This window comes from Algoriphagus sp., from assembly GCF_024642405.1.
In the GTDB taxonomy this organism is placed as follows: domain Bacteria; phylum Bacteroidota; class Bacteroidia; order Cytophagales; family Cyclobacteriaceae; genus Algoriphagus.
The window spans coordinates 1-19,313 of record NZ_JAHEBC010000050.1 but is presented as its reverse complement, the minus strand read 5'-3'; the positions used below and the strand labels follow the sequence as shown (position 1 = coordinate 19,313).

Here is a 19,313-nt window from a genome sequence, read left to right as displayed (position 1 = left end):
ATCATCCAGTTCTATGCCATATTCTAGCCCTCAAAACAGCCTAATTTGAAGACAATACTACTTTATAAGACTATTTCACCGAACAATTTTGTTCGTCAATGGTCAAAGCAACTGCTAGGAGCAATTACCTGTTAACAGGTTTGCTACCAACATCTTCTCCCAGATTGAATAAGGAAATTGAATGAAAATTCAGAAAAATTAATTCCTTTGAAATAACTTGTACATCAAACCAATTCAGTAAAGAACATGAGCAGCACCAGCCATCACGATGAGAAAATTGCGAAAATGTCTTTCGCTTCGGTTTATCCTCACTATGTCACCAAAGTAGAACGGAAAGGAAGAACAAAAGAAGAATTGCATCAAGTGATCTCTTGGCTGACAGGCTTTGATGAAAAAGGAATTCAACAACAAATCGATGCAAAATCAAGCTTTGAAAAGTTTTTTGCTGAAGCACATTTAAATCCAAATGCAAGCCTGATAACAGGTTCCATCTGTGGCTATAAAGTACAAGAAATTGAAAACCCACTCACCCAGAAAGCTCGCTATTTAGACAAGCTTGTGGATGAATTGGCCAAAGGCCGAAAAATGGAGAAGATTCTTCGACAGAGCTAAAAATACTGAACTAGGTTTGTGCATCAAAAACTCTTATAAATCAGAGCTGACGACTACTTTTCCTCGTATTGTGTCCCCCCAAACCGAAAATTTAGATTCGTTTGCTACTGCCTAGGATTGTTCCTGCCTTGCCGGTAGGCAGTTTTCTACATACCGAAATAAAATAAGATTATTTGCCTTTTGTGAAGACAAGAATGACGGCAAGAATTAATACCTAAAAGCAGATTACCACCTTGTCGTCCCTATTCCTCTCAAAAATGCTGCAATCATACCTCTTACATCATAAATCATAATTCCCGTCACTCGCTCTTCAAACTCTTCACAGGATTCATCATCGCGGCTTTTACTGCCTGGAAACTAATCGTCGCTAAAGCTACCACCACAGCCAGTACTCCTGCGATCAAGAATACCCACCAATGAACTGGTGCCTGATAAGCAAAACCTTCCAACCATTTATTCATCGAAAACCAAGCTACCGGAGTTGCTACTACAATTGCCACCAAAACGAGTTTCACAAAGTCTTTTGAAAGTAAACCCACAATGCTTCCGGTATCTGCTCCTAAAACTTTTCTAATCCCAATTTCTTTGGTTCGCTGCTCAGCAGTGTAAGTTGCCAAGCCTAATAATCCCAAACAGGCAATAAAAATCGCCAGTACTGAGAAAGTGGTGAAAATCTGTCTAAACCTGAAATCTGATTCATATTGTCTATTGAAATCCTCATCCAAAAAGCTATAAATAAAGGGACGATGAGGAGCTAATTCTTTCCAAACTCCCTCTACCTCAGAAAGTGTTGCGGGCAAATTTTCTCCTTTTACTTTTAAGCTCATATATCTACTCGCATAGGCTTCAAATGGTAAAGTCAACGGCTCCACCGAATTATGCAAAGAGATATAATTGAAATCCTTTACTACGCCAATCACTGATCCTTCTCTACCCCACTGATCGAATTTTTTTCCTACTGCATCTGCTGGATTGGCATAGCCATATTGTTTGGCAGCTGCTTCATTAATTACCAAAGCTGAAGTGGAATCGGATGGGTAATCTCTAGAATAAGATCTTCCAGCAATCAATTCCAATCCATAATGATCAATGAAATCCAATCCAACTTGAAAAATAGGCTGAACTTCCATGATCATTTCGCCTTCTGGATTTTCAATGGTAGTACCTGCATTTGGAAAATGACTTCCCGGAACGCTTCGAGAAAAAGCAACTGAGAGAATATTCGGATTTTTCTCCAATTCATTCTCCAGAGAAGAAGAAACATTATTGACTTGACCATCATAATTATAATCTACCACTACCATCTGCTCTTTATCAAATCCCATATCTTTATCAAGCAAATGACTCATTTGAGAATACACGATAATCGTCCCAGCGATCAAAGCGATTGATAAACTAAACTGAAAAACCACCAGACCTTTGCGGAGATTCACACCTCGAGCATCAGATTTATTGATCCCTTTCAGGATCATCACAGGTCTAAAACTGGATAAAATCAAGGCTGGATAAGAGCCTGCCAGAAGACCTATCAAAATAATTATTCCTGTGAAGATCGGGATCGTTTGAAGATTGAGTATTCTGCTTACTTCAAGGTCTTTCCCAGTCAAATCCATCATTAATGGCAAAGCCATAGAAACAAAAATGACTGCCACCAAAGAAGATAAAATCACAATAATCAAAGACTCGCCTAGAAACTGGAAAATCAAACTGTTTTTATCTGCGCCAATTGATTTTCTAATCCCTACTTCCTTAGCTCTTTCCATGGATCTGGCAGTAGAAAGGTTCATGAAATTGATGATCGCAATGGCAAGAATAAACAGGCCAATAATCGAGAAAACATAAATATTGGAAAGCGAACCTGTTTCACCTGGTTGTCTCTGAGCAATGGATTTCAAGTAAACATCGGAAAGTTGCTCAACTCCTATCGCATAATTTTCTCCACTTTCTTCCCCCGCTCTTCTAGCAATAAACCCGGGTAATTTAGCCTCAAAAGACGCTAGGTTAAATTGATCATTTACCAAAAAATAAGTGTAAGTATCCACATAGCCCCAAGCATCAAAAATCCCTGGTCTTGATTGTCGGAAAGTTTCCATGGACAACAGCGTATTAAACTGAAGATGGGAGTTGGAGGGAATATCTTTTATTATCCCAGTCACCGTATAATCACCTGGGTTGGAACGTCCTGCAACTTCCGATCCTTTTAGAGTTTTTCCCAAAGCAGATTGATTTCCAAAATATTTCTTGGCTGTAGTTTCTGTTAAGACTGCACTATACGGTGCCACTAATGCCGTTTTTGGATCTCCTTCTATCATTTCCCAGCTAAAAACCTCAAAAACTGTAGAATCTATAAATACTACACCTTCTTCCTGTTGCGTTTCATCACCAACGGTGAAAAGTATATCAGCTCTTCCTGAGAATTGAACCACTTTTTCAATTTCAGGAAAATCCAGTTGAAGTGCAGGACCGACAGGAGCATTTCCCCAAACCCAAAACGAGGTATAATCCGGTTCTACGTTTTCTTGAGTAGAACCATGAATCACCCTGTAAATTCTATCTCCCTTTTCGTGGTATTGATCATATGAAAGTTCGTCCTGAACAAACATAAAAATCAGGACACAACAAGCCATGCCTATTCCCAATCCTACAATATTGATAAAAGAATATACCTTCTTTTTCAAAAGATTTCTATAAGCGATTTTAAAGTAGTTTTTGAGCATATCGAGCCGACTAATAATTGAAATGATTTGAATACATGGCAAATCAGAATAATTGCCATGAAAATCCTACAGCTGAAATACCACTTTTGTGCCAGTAAAAAGTACCTCATACTACACAAAACGGCATATTTTTAATTTTCAAACTCTTAGGCTCGGACGTTTTTGTTCGCTAGTGGGCAACAGTAAAAATTAATGGAAACTTTTAATTCCAAAAAATTACATTTCAGTTTTTCTTTCCTGCTTCATTCAATTCCTTTAAACGATCAATTGCATTTTGATTATTTGGATCAAGTTCCAGTGACTTAGCGAAATTCTCTTTTGCCTTTTCTTTCTCACCAACAAAAAGATAGGCTTCCGCTAAACTATCAAACAGATTGGATGAATTAGGGTATAACTCAATCGCCAACAAAAATACATTGATTCCGAAATTTGAAGTTTTTGGATTAAAAAGTAGTTGTAAGCCAAGATTGTTCAAGTTTCCTTCTGGAAGTTGAAATGAAGGATGAATAGTTAAAATCTGCTCATATAAAAGCTTCAAATTCTTATATTCTTGATTGGCAGCTTGCTCATTAAAATCCCTGAAAGTATACTTTTCTGGAGCTGGAAATTTGGAGTTAATAGAGATTAATTCATCCTTGATTTGATTTTCCTTAGGCGATTTGCTCAAAAATTCCTTCCCTTCCGAATCATTCTTTAAATAAGCATTCAAAAAATTTAAAGTATACGTAGACACCAATCTAAAGGATTCCATTATTTCCGAATCAGGCATATCTTGCCTTGGATCTCTCTCAGCGAAAAGTACTCCCAAGGAGCTGAAATTTGTATGGGTTAATTTATGAAACTGTAATTTATAGGCTGGAACAGAATTTATACTATCATAAAACTCAAAATCGGTATTCAAAGAAGGATCAATTCCATCATCCCTTAAAATCTCATCCGGTATTTCCTTTTGAGCCATATGAATAAATGGCACATCAAATTTCTTCAGATCGAAAAATGGTGATTTTTGGAGTGTTACAAACTGATATTTGATACTTCCATCCAAACTGACGACTGCTTTGATACCTTCATTTCTCATCTGGGTAAGCACATGTGACAATCCTCCAAAACTAAAGCCCATTGTTCCGATTTGATTAAGATCAGCCTGCGGGTATTTCCCAATCTCATTCATCAAAAATTCTATATCGCGAGCCTGAGTTTCCATATCCTTGGCCGTTCCCCCTTCAAAATATCTTGTATCAGCACCTCTGCTTGGACTGGAAATCACAATATATCCATGGCTTGCAAGCATCTCGCATAGCGTGAAATTCTCTATTGAAGAGGCTTGATAACTTGGTGCATACACGATGACCGGAAACTTACCTTCTTTAGGCTTCATATCTGAATATGCCTTGGTTTCTTCCAAAAGATGGACTTGATTTGCTTCCGTATTGGCGTAATAAAACCAGTTTAAAATCCAATCATCTGGCAAATATTCCCACTCCTCTTCTTCCTTCAAAATCCGCAAATAATCTAATACCTTCAGCGGCTCCTGATTTACCCCCTCCACTTCTGCCGGATACCAAATACTCACAGGAATAGGTCTTGGAATATATTCGTTATTCCAATCATAAATTCTTTGGTAGGTTCTGCTACTATCTTGGGTCAGGTAATGTCTAAACCCCACAACGTAATCCCCACTTTCCAAAGAAATCTCATTCACTGAAGTTTGACCAAAAGAAACTGAAAAAATTAAAAGCAAGACTCCAGTAAATAATAACTTCATACGCTTTTAGTCAAAGACCTTTTGTTTACTCTTTTAAGAAAAGAAAGCTTAATATTAAAAACTCCAATCACTCTTCAAATTTTCTATCGGATTCATTAAAATTATTTCTCTAGGTAAAGTTTGAAATTTGGATGATTATTATTCAAGTAAGTCATGAAACAGTGTTTCCTCCCATACATTTTTATTCATCCTTCAAACTCTTGACCGGATCCGCTTGAATACTTTTAAAGGTTTGAAAAAATATAGTCAGTAAAGCCAATCCAAGACAAGCTGTGATTGCCAGCACTATAATTCCTACACTTATCCCTGTTTTATAGGCAAATTCTTCCAACCATCGATTCATAAAATAGACAGAAATAGGAATTGCCAATACAACAGACATTAAAATCAATTTCATATAGGAAGCAGAAAGCATCATGAAAATCTCTGCCATGGAGGCACCAAACACTTTTCGGATTCCTATTTCCTTGGTTCGTAAATGTGTGGTATAGGAAGTAAGACCAAACAAGCCCAAACAGGCAATCAAAATAGACATGAAAGTCAGCACTTGTAACAAATCTGCCATTTTCATCTCAGACTGATAAACTCTCTCAAAATCCTGATCTAGGAATGAATAATTCATTGGAACCCGAGGCTCATAAGCTTTCCAAATCTCGTTGAGTTCATTGATAGCTCCTTCAACTTGACTTCCTTCAACTCTCACTGTGATGTAATCTCTTAGAAAATAATCATGCATGTATTCGATGACCAAAGGCTTGATCTCATTCCTGAAGGATTCAAAATTGAAATCTTTAACCATTCCTACCACTTCCAGGATCCCTTCATCATTCTCCCCCTGATTCTTTATCAAAATCTGACCGATGGGATTTCCTTCGATCCCCAGATAGTTCGCTGCTTGTTGATTGATGATAATTTTTCCTTTATCAGCCCCTTGGGTAGCTGCAAAATTCCTTCCTTCCAACAATTCGAACTCGTAAGTATTCAAATAATCTGCATCCGCTTCGTACCAGTTCATGCCTTGTTCCTCTGTGGAATTTTTTAAGTTAAAAGAACGCATTTGAAATTGACCTGGCACTGGAATTCCAGTAGAAAAGCTCATGGACTGGATCTGGGTACTGGAAGCGAAACGACCTTTGTAATCTTCTCTTTCTTCATTCTGGATTTCCCCGTCATTATGAATGATCACCAATTGGTCTTTGTCAAAACCTGGATTGGAGTTTTGAATAAAGCTCATTTGACGCTGAACCAATAAGGTGCAGATGATCAAGGTCAAGGAAGTAGCAAACTGAAAAACAACCAATGCATTTCTGAAGTAATGAGCGTTATTTCCAGCTGTTAATTGCTTCTTCATAATCAATAAAGGCTTAAAAGAAGAAAGGTAAAATGCAGGATAGGCGCCAGAAAGAAGAGTTAACCCTATAATAAGCAGAGGAACAGCCCACCAAATCAAAGGATTTTGGATCAGGTTAAATTGAAGTTCTTTTCCGGAAATTTGATTAAAAAGCCCGTTGAAGAGTTGAACAACAACCAAAGACAATGAAACGGAGATCACTACTAAAATGAATGCCTCGGTCAAAAACTGAAAGATCAACTGGGATTTATTGGAACCCATCACTTTTCTCACCCCAACTTCCATAGATCGGATTCCAGCTTTGGCTGTAGCCAAATTCATAAAATTGATACTCGCCAAGAGTAGTACAAAAACTGCCACAAAGGAAAAGATGTAGACATAACTTTCGTAACTATTCGCCTCCATTTCCCGAAGTAAATGGGATTTCAAATGGATATCCTGAATCGGCATCAATTGAAGATTATAGTCAGAACCTTCATTTTCTGATTGAAAAGCAGGAATCGCATAATTCGTAACAATCTGATCAAGTTTCGAGCTTACAAGCTGGCTGCTGCTGCCATCAGCGAGTTTTACATAAGTATTTAAAATTGGCCAAGTCCAAGAATCCATCAAGAAAATCTCCTGATACATCCCAGGCTCATACACCAGCATATCAAAGTGAAAATGAGATTGCGAAGGAATGTCCTCAACTACTGCAGCAATTTCCCTTGGAGTTGGATTATTACTTCCAATCAAAAGAACTTTACCTAATACTTCCTGAGGTGAAATATTTCCGAAATACTTCTTTGCAAGCGAGGTAGTAATGGCAATATAATTAGGTTGAGAAAGTGCTTTTTCTTTACTCCCAGCGGCCAAAGGCAAATCAAAAACCTGAAAGAAATTAGGCTCTGCATAATAGACATTCTCTTCTCTAAAAATCTGCTCACTATTCGAACCAGACCCAGGTTGGATCGTAAAATCATTCCATTTTAGGATTCTGGTTACCGATTCTACTTCTGGAATATCGGAGGAAATTCTTGGACCCAGTGAAGGTGGTGCAGTCGCATAGCTGGCAGTTTTTAAGTTGCCCCAATTTGCACTCACTCGATAGATAGAAGAAGAATCTGACAGGTATTGGTCATAACTTAGCTCATCTTGAACGAAAAGTGTGATCATCAAAAATCCACTGATTCCCAGAGTTAATCCAAAGATATTCAGACCAGTATACAGTCGGTTTTTCTTAAGAACTCTCCAGGCAATTTTTAGGTAGATTTTTAACATAGTTATGGATTTTAAAATTGAAAGATTGGAAGATTGAAAAATTGGACCTCCAAATCATTCATTCTAAACTTAATTACTCTCTGTTCTTAATTCTTGGTTCTTGTCTCTAAATTCAAAAACTTGATTTTAGATCCTGCATACTCCCTACTTCGTATTTCGTATTTCAGACTTCTCACTTCAAACTTTCTTTTTCATTCATCCGATAAACTATCCACCGGATTTGCCAAAGCAGATCTTACAGCCTTGGATCCCACTGTCAAACCTGTAATCAAAAGAGAGCAAATCATTACAAATACGAATAAACCTGTGGAAACAGGAATTTTATACGCGAACGTTTCCAGCCATTTATCCATCATCCAATAAGCAACCGGAACTGCCATGAAAAATGCTAACAACACCATCAGAAAATACTCTTTGGTCAACATCAAGGTGATCTGTGAAACCGATGCTCCCAATACTTTTCGGATTCCGATTTCTTTGACTTTCTGACTGATCATAAAAGAAACCAAGCCATACAATCCAATGCATGAAATCAAAATGGAAATGGCTGCAAAGATTTTAAAAACCAAAGCAAGCTTTTGCTCGCTTTCATAAAATTTCTGGATGGATTCATCCAGGAAACTTCCATGATAAATTTGCTCAGGATAGACTTGATTAAATTTCTCTTCAATCCCGGCAATGGTTTCTAGCGACACATTTTCGTCAAACTTCAAACCTACCACCCTGTAAAAATCCTTTTTCGGCGCAATCACCAATTGTTTGATTTCGTCACGGAGGGAATTTAGAGTAAAATCTTTGATCACTCCTGTGACCGTACCCCATTCTTTCATTATCCCCAATCTCAATTGCTTTCCTATGGCATCATTCGGATCTTCTATTAGCAATCGTTTGGCCATGGTTTCATTGATTACTACTTCACGGATCGTATCACTCATTTGATAGGGTCCTCCAGCCAAAAACTCAATGCCGTAGGTTTCGAAATATTTTTCGTCTCCAAACTTCGTATAAGCAGGAAATTCCACATCTTCATTTTTGCCATCAAAGTAAAAGTTAAATAAGCTATTGTTATCTGAAGCAGGTATATCTGAGGCCAAAGTGGCAGAAATAACATTTGAACTATTCAATAGCTCCTGCTTAAAAAACTCTATTCTCCGATCATTTTCAGAGTCAAAAGGAACTTCCACGAAATAGACATGATCTTTTGCAAAGCCAAGATCCGCTTCCTGCACCATGTTCATCTGACGAATGGCAATGATTGTACTGATCATTAAAATTTGTGCAATTACAAATTGAACAACAACCAATGCTTTTCTGACAGAAATTCCTCCGATTTGATTATTTTGAAACTTACTTTTTAGGGCATGAATTGGTTTAAATTTAGAAATCACCAAAGCTGGATAAAATCCAGAAAGCAGCGTTAGAAGCAAAACCAAGGCTCCAATAAATCCTAAAACCACGGGCTGAAAGAAATTGATCTTTTCAGGCACATCTGCGATCAAATTCAAGAATGGAACTAAAAGAGTAGCTACAAAAACCCCAAAAGTAGTGGCAATTAAAACCGAAAGAAAAGTCTCGCCAAATGATTGGAGGATAATCTGGGATTTAGAGCTACCCATTACCTTACGCACTCCTATTTCCTTTCCTTTTCCAATTGCTTTGGAAGTAGCCAAATTCACAAAGTTGATAGAGGCCATCACCAAAATAAAAATACCAATAATGATCAGTGTATTTAAGGTAGAAACCCGGATCATTCCACCGCTGATCGGACCATAAGTGGTATCAAAGTGGATGTCTGAATATGCCTGTAGCAAAAGTGCTTTTTCGGAATTCCCTCTTCCTTCAAAGTTTTTTATGGTAAAGGCATTCAAAGCAGTTTGTGCCGTTTCCTCACTGGTATTGTCAGCTACTTTCACATAAACTTGATTATCACTCCCCAAGCTTCCCCAGGAATCAAAATCAAAATCATAAATCTCTGGATTGGACCGGACTGTTTGGTAGGAAGCTAAAATCTCGAAAAACATATTGCTGTTTTCCGGAAGGTCTTCCAAAACACCTGCAACTTTCAGTTCCAGTCCGGATGCAAATTCAAAGCTTTTGTTCTCCGCCTCTTTCCAATCTCCAAAGAACAATTCTGCAGTCTTTTTGGTCAGGAAAACCTGATTTGGCTCAGCGAGGCTAGCTACATTTCCAGAGGCGAATTCTATGTCAAAAAGATCTACAAAATCCGGTGTAGTATAAAACACATGATCGATTTCAAACTTATCCGGAATCTCCGCCTTATTGCCCTTTTCGTAAATATTGACTTGTGTATTGTAAACTGCCTTCACAGGGACGACCTTCTCAAAAGGTAATTCCTCAGCTGCTAAGGCATCCGGAACTGGATTATTGACGCCTGGATTATAATCAAATCCATCTGGATATTTATCCTGAGTAACGATTCTGTAAACTTCATTATAATTGCTTTGAAACTTATCATAGCTTAATTCATACTGGATAACCACAAAAAGTAAAAGAGAAGCGGTAATCCCTATTGCCAAGCCAAAAATATTGATAACTCCAGCCCATTTGCTTCGAAGTAAAGACCTCCAAGCTATTTTAAAATAATTTGTAAACATATGTCGGTTGTTGTTTCGGTAGCGGATTAAATCTTAGAAAATAAAAGAAAAACCAAATTCCGTTGTTCCAGTTTAATGCCAATTTAAAATGGCTCATTGAGCCTGAAATCGCATTTTCCTTACTATTCTAAAAAAACCGAACGGACAATTTTGTTCGCTCGTGGGCGATTTTAGTGGGAAGTAGCAGTTATTAGTGAGCAGCGGGCAGTCGCAATAAGCAGTCTTACAATTTCTGTTTTCATTTCTAATTCAAAAATTTGATTAAAATCGATTATGTTCTAAAATCCCGTATTTCGTATTTCCCACTTCCCTCTTCCACTTTCAAAACTCCATTGCTTTGAAGTAAATAGTACAAAACTAAAGACCTGATTAGAAGATTTTTAACAATTTTCAGTAGATTAATAACAAAAATCATTTTTATGTACGTCAAACGATATTACAGTTTTTGGATGACAGTTCGCTGGTCCAAATATTCTCTGATTTATGGCCTACTGTATTCCTTTATTATTATTGTCCTTTACGAAATCACCTCTATACCCTTTTCTCTACCCTGGCAACCTATTTCAGTAATTGGTGTGGCGGTAGCTTTCTTCTTGGGATTCAAAAACAATAGTTCTTACGACCGAACTTGGGAGGCAAGAAAAATTTGGGGAGCTATTGTGAATGAAAGCCGGACGTTTGCAACAGGAATATTAAGTTTGCCGAATTCTGATTTACCACTCGAAAGTAAAAAGAAAATCATCTACAGGCATTTGGCTTGGCTTTTGACATTGAAGCATGTGATGCGGCAAGAAAAAACCTGGGAACATAATCTACCGGTGAAAAAATTGAATTTTATTCCAGGTTTTATAAAAGAATACTACGATGGAATGTACGCTGAAATTGAAAAATACCTCTCAGAGGATGAACTTTCCAAACTAAAGAGTAAATCAAACATGCCTTCTCAGATTCTGAAAAACCAGAGTGATGAAATCTCAAAATTAAAGGAACAAGGATACCTAAGTGATTTCACACAAGTAAGGTTACATGAATTGATTGGAAATTTATTTACTCACCAAGGAATGTCAGAAAGAATAAAAAACTTTCCTTTTCCCAGACAATATGCTTCAACAGGACTTTGGATTACTTATATTTTTTGTGCCCTCATTCCTTTCGGGTTATTGGATGTTTTTGAGCAATCAAGTGCTTTGCATTATTGGTTAACTATCCCATTCTCCTCTATTATTATTTGGACATTTTTTGTAGTGGATAGAATTGGCGACTATTCCGAAAACCCTTTTGAAGGAGGATATAATGACGTGCCAATATCTTCGGTGGCAAGAGCCATAGAAATCGACTTGCTTGAAATGATTGAGGATGAAAATATCCCTGAACCTTACAAAACTGAAAATGGATTCTTGATGTAGGAAACAGATTTTCTGAAAGGTTGTGATTTTAAATTAACTTGGCTGTTCAGGATATATTTTTCAACAGATGAATACAAAAAGCAGAAAGTCACCTCGTCTAGCAAGTTGGGACTATGGAACTGAGGCATCCTATTTTATCACTATTTGCACCAAAAACCGGGAACATTTTTTCGGAAAAATCATCAATAAAAAAATGCAATTATCACAAGCAGGTGCGATTGCTTCCGTCTTTTGGTTTGAGATAAAAAACCATGCAAAAAATATTGATTTAGGCGAATTTGTGGTCATGCCCAACCACATTCATGGAATTTTGATATTGAAAGGAAATGAGGATGATAATGACGTAGGGACAACGCAAAATCCAAATATCGACGACGTTGTAGGGACAACGCATGCGTTGTCCCTACCATCGAAAACCGCGTTGTCCCTACCACCACCAAATCGATTCCAAAATCAGGGAAAAAATACGGTTTCATCCATTGTCGGTTCGTACAAATCTGCAGTAACCAAATATTGCAATCTGTTGGAATTTCCGATGGGCTGGCAATCCCGGTTCTTTGACCATATCATCAGAAATGAGGATTCATTTCACAGAATCTCCCAATATATCCAAAACAATCCTGCCAACTGGTTGGAAGATAAATTCTATTAAATCAGGATTTCTGGAAAAGGATTCCCTTGAAAAAACGAGGAATTATCGCTTGCGGATACTGCTAGACCCTGATACTTTAATGTCTCCCATTCTCGGCGATCCTGAATAGACAATATCTCCTGAACCAGAAGATCTTACAGAAATTTCTCCCAAGTCTCCAACATAGGTATCACCAGAACCTGATTTTGATACTTCCAGATCTTCAATGCTTAGGTCTTCTGCAACAAAATCTCCCGAACCAGATTGATTGATTTCTGCATCTCCAATAGAACCGCCCTGAATTTTGATTTTTGCAGAACCAGAAATAGAAGCTTCCAAATCATCTGCTCTGAGGTTCTCCATGTAGATATCTCCTGAACCCGAAAGGCCGATATAAAAATCATCTGCAACCACATCAGATTTCACATCGATCTTACCTGAACCAGAACATTTCACTCCTTCCAGACTTTTGTAAGTCACATAAAAAGTCAAATTTACATTTCGGTAATTCCCATTTACCAGTCCTAGCTTTAAAACATCCCCGTCAATTTCAGTTTTCACCTTACTCAGCTCAACTCCCTTGGCCTCAATTCTGATTTCTTCGGTGTTTCCTTCAGTTAAAATAACTTCCCAACTTCCACCTGAATGAACTTTGGTAAAATGACCTGGTTTTCTGGTTTCAGTTTCTTGGGCCTGAGCGCAAGAAACCAATACTAATGCAGCTATTGCTACTGCTGCCAACTTTGAATAGATTTTCATGATTTTATTTATTCTGTGCGTTAAAAATTTTTATCTGATTTATGGTTTTGGGTAAATGTTCTTGTCCTTTTGCCAGACCTGAGTCATGTATAAGATGCACTTGAGATAAAAAAGGTTGCATCAAGCCTTAGTTTTATTTGATAAATCTATTACCACACGAACTATATTTATGCCACTGTAAATCAGCTTTAATTCAATCACTAACAAGGTTTCCTGTTTTTTGATGCCATCTTCTCGGACACAGTTGTTCGCAATCGGGCAAAAGCTTCAGACTGTTTCTTAAATAGTTAGCTTAGGAATAAGGGTAGTTCCTGAAAAACCAATTAGATATAGAATTAAAAAATCCCAACTCTATCTAAGAAAAATGTTTTCGACAGTTGGGTAACTTATTCATTATTCTCTTCAGCCTTCTTTTTTGCTTTTTCCTGCTTCTTAAAGTACTTTCTAAATAAAAAATTTGACCTCATGGCTTCCAGATTTTCATTGAGCTTATAAGTACTTGATTCGAGATTTTGAAGAGTTTGATCAACTTGATTTCGAAAAACAGAATCTTGTAATATCAAGCCTGCAGTTCCCTGACCTTCTTGAATGTTATTTAGAAACTCATTAATATTTCCCATCATTTCGGATGCTTCTTCACTCGTCTTTTGTAACTCAGTCAATGTTTCTTCAAAATTTGAACTCATGATGCTATCAGTAAATAGTTTATTCACGATCCCATCCCCTCTCTCAAAAGATGAGATAATCTTTTCGCCAGACTTGGTGATTTCGGCAGCATTCGCGCCGGCATCTTTAAACTTTCGAATTGCACTATTTAAATCATTCACTAATTCAGGTTCAGTTAACAAGCTCCAAAGTGCATCGCTTTCATTCAATTTGTCGGTTATCTGTGCAAGATTAATCAAAGTTTTTTCCAAATAATTCCCCGTGGAATTTAGCGTTTCTAGCATCTCATCGGTATCGATCTGTGGCAAAGCATACAAAATATCTCCTGGAATCAGTGTGGCTGCATCACCTTCCACAGGATTGATATGAAGTATTTTATTTCCCATTAATCCATCCGTGTTGATGGTAGTTCTTGAATTGTTTTTAATAAATGGCTGCATGGATTTATGGATCAAAAGCTCCACATGAATAATGGAGTCATTCAGCATGTCAATAGAACTTACAGTCCCGACATCCATTCCTTTAAATCGGATATTATTTCCGGGTAATAATCCATTTACGTTTCGCATTTCAGCTATTACGCGAATTGATGAGCCAAAAATATTTTGATTTTTACCAATTAAATACAGCGAAAAAACCAGGAATATCAGACTAGCTAATACTAAAGCTCCAAGTTTGGCATTGGATATTTTTCGTTCTCTTTTCATTTTATCGAAAGAATTCACTGACTTTTGGGTCAGTGCTTTTCATTAAGTTATCATACGTATCAGCGACATAATTTCTTCCCTCAATCAGCGTAATTACCCGGTTGGAAGTCATCCGAATACAATTCATATCATGGGAAATAATCACTGATGATGCTTTGTATTTGTCTTGGATAGAAATCATAAGCTCACTTATTTCCCGAGCAGTGATCGGATCCAAGCCAGTGGTCGGCTCATCATATAAAATTACCTGGGGCTTTAAGATCAGTGTTCTCGCTAGAGCAATTCGCTTTCTCATTCCTCCGGACAATTCAGCTGGCATCATATTGACAGTATGGGAAAGTCCTACATCTTCTAATGCCTCCATAACTGCTGCTTCAGCTTCTTTTTCACGTTGCTCAATTGTCCAATGTCTCCTAAGAGGGAACTCCAGATTTTCTCTAACCGTCATCGAATCATAAAGCGCATTACTTTGAAAAAGAAATCCCACGTCTTTTCTAAGTAAATCCATTTCATCCTGATCCAATTCACTGATATCCTGATCCAATACTTTTATCCCTCCAAGGTCTGGTTCGATTAGCTTGATGATACATTTGATCAAAACTGACTTCCCGGAACCTGATTTCCCAAGAATAACCAAGTTTTCACCTTTGGTTAATTCCATAGAAAAATCTCTAAGAACATGATTTTCGCCAAAGGACTTGTTCAGTTTGGAAACCGCTATCATTATATTCTTAGCCTCCATAAATCAAGTTAGTCCTAATAAGTCCGTGACTTGAACTGCAATCAAATCCAAAATAAAAACCAACAAAGAGGCTACAATTACTGCAGTTGTTGCGGACCTTCCCACTCCTTCTGTACCCTTTTGAGAATTATAACCTTTATAACAACCCACTATCCCTATAGCAAAACCAAAGAAAAATGTCTTTGTCAATGAGGGTATAAAATCCCCGAAACTCAATGCATCAAATGCCTGAAACCAATACAATGACCAACTTACAGAACCTTTCAAATTCACCCCCAAATAGCCGCCATATAAAGAAATCGCAATTGCAAGAATGGAGAGAACAGGAACCATCAACGTGGAAGCCATCACTCGAGTCACAACCAGATATTTAAAAGGATTTGTACCCGAAACTTCCATCGCGTCTATTTGCTCAGTCACTCTCATCGAACCCAGCTCAGCGCCTATACCCGATCCAATTTTACCAGCACAAATCAATGCTGTAATAACCGGTGAAATCTCGCGTACTAAGGATACAGAAACCATTGAGGGTAAGAGTGATGCAGCTCCAAACTCCACTAAAGTGGGGCGGGATTGAATCGTAAGAACCAAGCCCATTATAAATGCAGTAATACTCACAAGGGTAAGAGTCTTATAACCAATCCAAAAGCATTGATTAATAAACTCTTCGTATTCCTGTCTGGGCTTAGCTATTTCCTTGAAAAACCTTCCAGTAAATCTAGCTATATCTCCTACTTCTTTGAAAAACGGGGTTTCAATCACTTTGTGTCTTCAAGTTGTTATTTACAAGCTTGAAGTTCAGAATACCATCCATCAAATCTGAAGATCAAAATCACCTAAATTACTGATATATATCAGCTTTGCATGAAAATATAAAAGCACTTAAATCTACTTCATATAAATTCTTTTGAAACCTCAGGAGTAATTGAATGGAACTAGAGCCATTCTTTTTGAATCAAAGGAAGATCCAAAAAAACAGCCTTTTTGAAAAATCAAAAAGGCTGAATAGAACTTTAATAAATCTCTATTTTACTTATTCATTTTTAATACTTTTCACCGGATTGGCTAAGGCTGCTTTCAACGATTGAAACATCACGGTTCCCGCAGCTATAATTCCTGCAATCAAGCCAGCCCATAAAAAAACTGTCCAACTGATTCCAATTTTGTAGGCGAAGTCTTCTAACCAGCTATCCATACCAAACCAAGAAACCGGAACTGCAATCAAGAATCCGATCAATACCAATTTCATAAAATCTTTGCCTAGAAGAACCAAAATATTGCTGGTTTCTGCTCCCATTACTTTTCGGATTCCTATTTCTCTGGTTCTTTGTTCGGTTGCAAAAGTTACCAAACCCAATAACCCCAAGACTGAAATAATAATCGCAAGAGCAGAGAAAAATGTAAAAATAGTTTTTACCCGTTGTTCCGATTCATACAGCCTGTTGAACCCTTCATCAACAAATATAGGTTCGAATGGAAAACCTGGATTTAATGAAGCCCATTCTGTTCTTAAAAACTGAATTGTTTCATCTTTTCTTGAAGCATCAATTTTCAAACTGACTTGATTAGCTCTTTCTCTCTCTCGAGTAATCATAAATACAATGGGAACAATAGGTTGATGAAGTGATTCAAAATGAAAATCTTTCATTACTCCGGTCACAAAACCATTTCTACCTCCATAATTGAATTTCTTACCGATAGCTTCTTCAGGGCTTGACCAGCCTATATCTCTTATTGCTGCTTCATTCAATATAAAGGCTTCAGAAGAATCACTTGCCATTTGATAATCAAAATCTCTTCCTGCCACAATAGGAATTCCATAAGTTTTGACAAACTCATGCCCAACATGGATATCTGCTATTCTCACATCCAACTGTGACATTTCACCATTGACTTCAGCACTTCCTCCTTGAGAATCCAGTAGCCTGCCTGAGGGCACTCTGCTTGAAATAGAAACCCCATTTATTCCTGGATTATTCAAGAGTCGGTCTTTAATGATCTGATAATTTTCAATAATTGCAGTGCTCACAGGTAAAACCACAATATCCTCCTTTTCAAACCCCAAATCCTTGGATTGCATAAAGTCAAGTTGGCGAACAACCACAATTACAGCGACAATCAAAATAACTGAGATAGCAAATTGACCAATCACCAAGACCGACCTGAAATTTTCATGTCCTTTTCCAGCTTTAAAGGTCCCTTTCAGAACTTTGGAAGGAGAAAAACCAGAAAGAAACAGTGCGGGATAACTACCAGCCAAAAGCCCTACACCAATAGCCAAGCCTATCAATCCCAGCAAATATTCAGGATTTTGAAGAAAGTTTAAGCTAAGTTGTTTCTGAGTAAAATCAGAAAAGGTTGGGAGGAAAGTGTAGACCAAAACCACTGCGATGACCAGAGAAATGAATGTCATTACAAAGGATTCTCCCATAAACTGATTGACCAATCTACTTCGATCTGCTCCCATTACTTTCCTCAAACCCACTTCCATGGATCTCAAAGAAGAACGGGCGGTGGAAAGATTCATAAAATTGATGCAAGCAATCAGTAAAATGAACAGGGCAACTGCAAAATAAATGTAGACATAATCAATATTTCCGTTGGCTTCAATTTCAGAATCCAAATTGGAATAAAGGTGAATATCTTCCAGAGGCCATAAATGAAGTTCAGTAACTTTTGACATAGGAATCCCAGCTTGAGCCTCTCCCATATTTCGGTCAATTAAACCTGGTAATTGAGCTTCGAGAGCTTTGTAATCATAGCCATTCTTTAATAAGACATAGGTTGAAAAACTATTACTTCCAAAGTTCTGCATAAAAGCTTCCAACCCACCAAAAAATTGAATCACGGGGTTCATCGTAGCTATAAAATCTGGGTGCATATGAGTATTATCTGGGACATTTTCGAAAACTCCCCTCACCTGAAAAGTCAATGTTAAACCCTGTACCTCTCCTATCAATTCTTTTCCTATTGCAGAAGAATTTCCAAAATATTTTTGGGCCATATTCTCTGATATCAATACTCCATCAGATTCATTTAAGGCGGATATTGGATTCCCTTCAATCATATTCCAGGAAAAAACCTGAAATATCTCTGGGTCTGAAAAGAAAAACCCATCCTCCATAAATGAATCTTCTCCAGATTTGATCAATAAATCTGTATTAAAAAGTCTTACAGCTTCTTCTACCTGATCACCAAAATCAGATTTAATCAATGGACCAAATGGAGGTGCGACATGTCCTAAATGCAAGCTTACCTCTCCATCCAAATTGTACCAGTTTCTGGAAACTCTATAAATTCGATCAGAATTGGCATGATATGTATCGTAACTGAGTTCATGTTGCACAAACAAGAAAATCAGAATGCTGACTGCCATTCCGATTGATAAACCCAAAATGTTAATAAAAACATAGAGAGGATTCTTCTTTGCGTTTCTAAAAACGATTTTAAAGTAATTCTTAAACATATCTGACCGGGTTAGAGGATAGTTAAATTTGAAAGCACTGTGATTTTGAAAACTCAAAACCACAGTGATTCAAAAATAAGGTTGGTTAGTATTTCTTTATTTTCTTACAATCTTTCCAGAACCTGAACTTGCTACTTTTTGGTTGGTAGGATTACCTTTGATATAGACATTTCCTGAACCGGATGAGGCAACTTTCAGATCTCCATCCACTCCAATTGAAGTAGATCCAGAACCAGATTTTCCGATTTTGACATCTCCAGCCATTAAATCCAAGGCATCAAAAGCACCTGAACCTGACTGTCCAATATTTGCTGATTCGCAAGAACCACCTTCAATGATGATTTCTCCTGAACCACTCATTCCGACGTTTAAGGTTCTGGTATCAACCTGCTGCAAATTGATATCTCCACTTCCTGAACTTCCGATTGAAAAAGCGCGAGATGAAACGTCAGAGGTAACATCGACATTCCCAGATCCACTTAATCCAATAGCCTCGAGCTCACGAAGGGTGACATAGGCTGTAAAATTGACATTGTTATGTCTTCCTTTTTCAAGTTTGATTTCCAGCTTCCCATCTTCCACCTCAGTGATGACTTTGGATAGATCAAATCCTTTG

13 protein-coding genes are annotated in these 19,313 nt (G+C 37.5%); 3 read left to right on the top strand and 10 right to left on the bottom strand.

Annotated elements, in window-relative coordinates:
* Positions 1-246 precede the first annotated feature (246 nt).
* The gene (locus tag Q0L68_RS06130) at positions 247-612 is read left to right on the top strand and encodes a DUF2200 domain-containing protein (RefSeq protein ID WP_296700817.1); all 366 of its coding nucleotides are present in this window, start codon (positions 247-249) and stop codon (positions 610-612) included.
* Positions 613-911: 299 nt separating this feature from the next.
* Here Q0L68_RS06130 and Q0L68_RS06125 read toward each other — a convergent pair whose 3' ends face one another.
* The 4 genes from Q0L68_RS06125 to Q0L68_RS06110 form a co-directional block, all read right to left on the bottom strand.
* Complete coding sequence (locus Q0L68_RS06125) at positions 912-3,329, bottom strand: ABC transporter permease (protein ID WP_296700815.1); 2,418 nt, start codon at positions 3,327-3,329, stop codon at positions 912-914.
* Between the two features lie 223 nt (positions 3,330-3,552).
* Positions 3,553-5,094: a CocE/NonD family hydrolase gene (locus tag Q0L68_RS06120; protein WP_296700814.1), complete on the bottom strand. Its 1,542-nt coding sequence runs from the start codon at positions 5,092-5,094 to the stop codon at positions 3,553-3,555.
* Between the two features lie 181 nt (positions 5,095-5,275).
* On the bottom strand, positions 5,276-7,705 hold the full coding sequence (locus Q0L68_RS06115; protein ID WP_296700812.1) for an ABC transporter permease: 2,430 nt from the start codon (positions 7,703-7,705) through the stop codon (positions 5,276-5,278).
* Between the two features lie 191 nt (positions 7,706-7,896).
* Positions 7,897-10,320: an ABC transporter permease gene (locus Q0L68_RS06110; RefSeq protein WP_296700810.1), complete on the bottom strand. Its 2,424-nt coding sequence runs from the start codon at positions 10,318-10,320 to the stop codon at positions 7,897-7,899.
* Positions 10,321-10,739: 419 nt separating this feature from the next.
* Between Q0L68_RS06110 and Q0L68_RS06105 the strand changes: the two genes are divergently transcribed.
* A complete protein-coding gene (locus Q0L68_RS06105; protein ID WP_296700808.1) occupies positions 10,740-11,726 on the top strand; it encodes a bestrophin family protein in 987 nt (328 codons plus the stop codon).
* Positions 11,727-11,793: 67 nt separating this feature from the next.
* Complete coding sequence (locus Q0L68_RS06100; RefSeq protein WP_296700807.1) at positions 11,794-12,378, top strand: transposase; 585 nt, start codon at positions 11,794-11,796, stop codon at positions 12,376-12,378.
* A 42-nt stretch (positions 12,379-12,420) separates the two neighbouring features.
* Here Q0L68_RS06100 and Q0L68_RS06095 read toward each other — a convergent pair whose 3' ends face one another.
* From Q0L68_RS06095 to Q0L68_RS06070, 6 genes are all read right to left on the bottom strand, one after another.
* Positions 12,421-13,116, bottom strand: a complete 696-nt coding sequence (locus Q0L68_RS06095; RefSeq protein ID WP_296700805.1) for a head GIN domain-containing protein — start codon at positions 13,114-13,116, stop codon at positions 12,421-12,423.
* 386 nt (positions 13,117-13,502) lie between these two features.
* Entirely contained in the window at positions 13,503-14,489 is a 987-nt protein-coding gene (locus Q0L68_RS06090) for an MlaD family protein (protein ID WP_296700803.1), read from the bottom strand.
* Between the two features lies 1 nt (position 14,490).
* Positions 14,491-15,231, bottom strand: a complete 741-nt coding sequence (locus Q0L68_RS06085; protein ID WP_296700801.1) for an ATP-binding cassette domain-containing protein — start codon at positions 15,229-15,231, stop codon at positions 14,491-14,493.
* Positions 15,232-15,234: 3 nt separating this feature from the next.
* Positions 15,235-15,993: an ABC transporter permease gene (locus tag Q0L68_RS06080; RefSeq protein WP_296700799.1), complete on the bottom strand. Its 759-nt coding sequence runs from the start codon at positions 15,991-15,993 to the stop codon at positions 15,235-15,237.
* Positions 15,994-16,264: 271 nt separating this feature from the next.
* Positions 16,265-18,697 carry an ABC transporter permease gene (locus tag Q0L68_RS06075; protein ID WP_296700797.1) on the bottom strand — a complete coding sequence of 811 codons (2,433 nt, stop codon included), beginning with the start codon at positions 18,695-18,697 and terminating at the stop codon, positions 16,265-16,267.
* Between the two features lie 96 nt (positions 18,698-18,793).
* A partial coding sequence (locus Q0L68_RS06070; RefSeq protein WP_296700795.1) for a head GIN domain-containing protein occupies positions 18,794-19,313 on the bottom strand: 520 nt, incomplete at its 5' end.